This is a genomic window from Sulfurimonas sp. (assembly GCF_023229105.1).
In the GTDB taxonomy this organism is placed as follows: Bacteria; Campylobacterota; Campylobacteria; order Campylobacterales; family Sulfurimonadaceae; genus Sulfurimonas.
In genome coordinates, this window is sequence record NZ_JALNZY010000124.1 from 1 (window position 1) to 3,221 (window position 3,221).

The window sequence follows — 3,221 nt, forward strand, 5'->3', positions numbered from 1 at the left end:
ATGAAAGCCGTATCTTTGAGCAATTTTTGTAGCGGTGTTTATGAAATATGTAAATCTCTCATAATCATCGCTTAAAATATCATTCATTCCTCTTAGTGAGTTAATCATTGACTTCTCCGTATTTTTCTAGCTGAAAGGATACCATTTTTTGCTTATATTTAAATGATTAAAACTATGATAATATATGTAGATGTTTATTTTAAATTCGTTTTAATAATAAAATCTTACACTTGTCTTTAGAATAAATTTTAACAGAATAAGGATATGCCATGATAGAGTTACGAAAACTTCCTTTTGCTGAGGATGCACTTGAGCCGTTTATTTCGGCAGAGACAATTAAGTACCATTACCACAAGCATCATACAGCTTATGTAAATAAGTTAAATGAGCTTATCAAAGGAACAGAGTTTGACAAAATGTCTCTCTCTTCAATTATTAGAGATTCTGAGGGAGCCGTTTTTAATAACGCCGCACAAGCTTTTAATCATGATTTTTATTGGAGGTGCCTTAGTAGTTCAAAATCTGCTCCGAGTGGAAAATTTTTACTCAAAATCAATAATGATTTTGGTTCGCTAGAAGCTCTGAGGGAGGAGTTTATAAAAGCAGGAACAACGCTTTTTGGTTCAGGCTGGGTATGGTTAGTTAGAGAGCCTAAAGGGCAGTTGATGCTTAAGCAGACAGAAAATGCAAATACTCCTCTGGCTTCTCATCTTATCCCTCTGTTTGTGTGCGATGTGTGGGAACATGCCTATTATATTGATTATAGAAATTTGCGTCTAAAGTATTTAGAAGAGTTTTGGAACCACATCAATTGGGACTTTGCTACAAAAGCGTTTGAAAAAACAGATAATCATATTTTTATAGGAATAGAGCCTTGTAATGATATTCATGACTCCTTTTGCCAAATACTTGATGATATTCAAAATCAAGACAGAGTTACTAGCTAGGGGAGCAAAATGCAGCAGCACGAGAGTTTAAAAGAGCACTATAAGTTCACAAAGGAAGAAGAGCTTCTTCTGCTAGGGCTTCAGCCGAAAATGAGTGCACTTGCAGATAGATTTATTGATGAGTTTTATGATTATATCTGGGGTTTTGGCTCAACAGCCAAATTTCTGAAAAATCAAAAAATTATTGACTATCACCGATTAAAGATAAAGGCGTGGTTTATCAATCTTTTTTGCGGCAAGTATGATTTGCTCTATTTTACATATCTATATAAAATAGGCGAGGTGCATGTACGCATCGGACTTCCGACACACTATGTCAACTCTGCTTTTACTTTTGTTAGAACATTTATCATAAAAAATCTTCATGAAAAATGTGATAACGAGAAGCAGAGTATGATGGAGATTGAGGCTGTGGAGAAGATTATTGATATTAATCTTGATACTCTCACAAGCTCATACAGAGAGGAAGAGCTTAGCAAATTTCTATCTCTGTCTAAATTTGAAAAAACAGTTTTATCCGGTCTTAAAAGATTTAACTCTTATATCAATTTTTTTCTCGCCGGCTCCTTGGCTCTAGTCGCATTTTTTGCGATAGGACTATTTGTTTATGATATTTATCTGCTTTTTTTTACGGACATAGGCATAGAGAAGGGAATATTGACAGTTCTTGGAAGCTTACTAGTGCTATGGGCTGCTATTGAGCTTATACATGAGGAGATAAATCATCTCCAAGGTAAAGGGTTTGCCATAGGAGCGTTTATAATGCTTGCGATGGCAGCGCTTATTAGAAAAGTTCTTATCTACTCGCTCTCATCTGAAAACGGTAAAGAGCTTTTGATTATCGGTGCGGTAATAGTAGCTCTAGCAGTTGCTTACTGGCTTATAGGGGTAAAGAAAAAAAGTGACATTTAGTACCAATAAAGCGGATAGTGCCTTTTAGTATTTGTCGATAAATTATTAATTATAAGTGCTACTAGGAGCATAAGAAATGCTCCTGTGGCTATTGGAGTAAGTGGGTACATCCAGCCAAATGATTGGATTTGCTCACTGCCTATAACAAAGATAAGAGCTGTTGCCCCGCCCGGAGGATGCATTGTTAGAGTAAGATGCATAACCAAAATAGACAAGGAGACGCTAAGTGCACATAAGAGCTCAAATTCTAATAATCCGCCGAAAATTTTAACCAAAGATACTGATACTATAGCAGATAAAATATGTCCGCCCAACAAATTTCTCGGTTGTGAGAACGAGACTTCAGGAGCCCCATAGATAAGCACGGCAGAAGCGCCAAAAGATCCAAGTAAAAGGAAGTTGTCTTGAGGTGAAAACATGTGTCCAAAGAGTGATATAAAGTAGATACTTGCAAATGCGCCAAGAGCTGACCATAAGATTTTACTTAGAGATTTTCTAACTGGGCGTATCTCTTTTGTTCTCATCCTTGCAAAATATCTTCTCAAATGCATCTATTGCTCCCCATATAAAATTATGAGAATAATAAACACTTTTTTTATAAGGAGTGTTGATATATGTCAACAAAACAGAAGATAGCATCAAGACCCAATTTCGAGATTTTTTTTAAAATCTTTTTTCCCTTCATAACATAGTGTTTAACTCTTTTAACTCTTGCTTTTTCTCCCTCTTAGTGCTTCTCTTGATTCCTTATCCACGAGAGTGAAATAGTTGTCTATCACATCTTTGTCTTTGCTTTTTTTATGCCCCTTTACTTTTATGAAATCGCATTCATAAAGATCTGTTAGTTTATAAAATTTTTTGTAAAGTTCATGATTTTTAATCAGCGTACCTTTTTTAGTCATAAAGTTGCTTTTTTTGAGTTTATCCTCTCTCTCTTTTAAGCTAATAATATTTTGACAATCGGTATATACTACTATCTTAGAGTTTTTTGTCGGCAGTTTTTGTAGCGCCCACAAAAGAGTCTCTAGCTCTAGCTTAGAAGAGGTTGTCCCTTCAAATCTTTTAACATTGACTTTTAGTTTAGATAAGGGAGCCCCAAGTTCATATTCTCCTAAAAGCAGATAAGCACCGTAACCAATTTTTGTTTTTGGATCTACGCTAGCATCTGTAAATAAAAAGAGTGTTGGTTTGTTTATATCTACATACATGTATAGATGCCTCTTTTATACTAATTTAAAAGCGATAAGACTTAGTGCCATAATAAACATACCAATGGTAATGCCGGCTATTGTTGTGTGTGCGTTGCCGTAAACTCTCGCAGCGGGGAGAAGTTCATCAAAGGAGATATAGACCATAATCCCC

Annotated in this window: 4 protein-coding genes and 1 pseudogene; 2 read left to right on the forward strand and 3 right to left on the reverse strand. The window is 35.4% G+C overall.

The genetic code is table 11. The features are described 5' to 3' along the window. Positions 1 to 269 precede the first annotated feature (269 nt). Both M0Q17_RS11000 and M0Q17_RS11005 read left to right on the forward strand, forming a co-directional pair. Positions 270 to 947: a superoxide dismutase gene (locus tag M0Q17_RS11000; RefSeq protein WP_295086801.1), complete on the forward strand. Its 678-nt coding sequence runs from the start codon at positions 270 to 272 to the stop codon at positions 945 to 947. Positions 948 to 956: 9 nt separating this feature from the next. After that, the gene (locus tag M0Q17_RS11005) at positions 957 to 1,859 is read left to right on the forward strand and encodes a protoglobin domain-containing protein (protein ID WP_295086803.1); all 903 of its coding nucleotides are present in this window, start codon (positions 957 to 959) and stop codon (positions 1,857 to 1,859) included. On the opposite strand, the gene M0Q17_RS11010 is transcribed toward M0Q17_RS11005, so the two are convergent. From M0Q17_RS11010 to M0Q17_RS11020, 3 genes and pseudogenes are all read right to left on the reverse strand, one after another. Then, entirely contained in the window at positions 1,856 to 2,410 is a 555-nt protein-coding gene (locus M0Q17_RS11010) for an HPP family protein (RefSeq protein ID WP_295086805.1), read from the reverse strand. The genes M0Q17_RS11005 and M0Q17_RS11010 overlap by 4 nt on opposite strands. A gap of 153 nt (positions 2,411 to 2,563) precedes the next feature. Continuing rightward, positions 2,564 to 3,067 carry an RNase H family protein gene (locus M0Q17_RS11015; protein ID WP_295086807.1) on the reverse strand — a complete coding sequence of 168 codons (504 nt, stop codon included), beginning with the start codon at positions 3,065 to 3,067 and terminating at the stop codon, positions 2,564 to 2,566. Between the two features lie 15 nt (positions 3,068 to 3,082). Next, positions 3,083 to 3,221, reverse strand: a pseudogene (locus tag M0Q17_RS11020) (zinc transporter ZupT); the annotation flags it as partial.

Bases quoted from the DNA above. Each gene is read 5' to 3' on its own strand.
- M0Q17_RS11015 (WP_295086807.1), bottom strand. From the start codon at position 3,067: ATGTATGTAGATATAAACAAACCAACACTCTTTTTATTTACAGATGCT.
- M0Q17_RS11000 (WP_295086801.1), top strand. From the start codon at position 270: ATGATAGAGTTACGAAAACTTCCTTTTGCTGAGGATGCACTTGAGCCG.
- M0Q17_RS11005 (WP_295086803.1), top strand. From the start codon at position 957: ATGCAGCAGCACGAGAGTTTAAAAGAGCACTATAAGTTCACAAAGGAA.
- M0Q17_RS11010 (WP_295086805.1), bottom strand. From the start codon at position 2,410: ATGCATTTGAGAAGATATTTTGCAAGGATGAGAACAAAAGAGATACGC.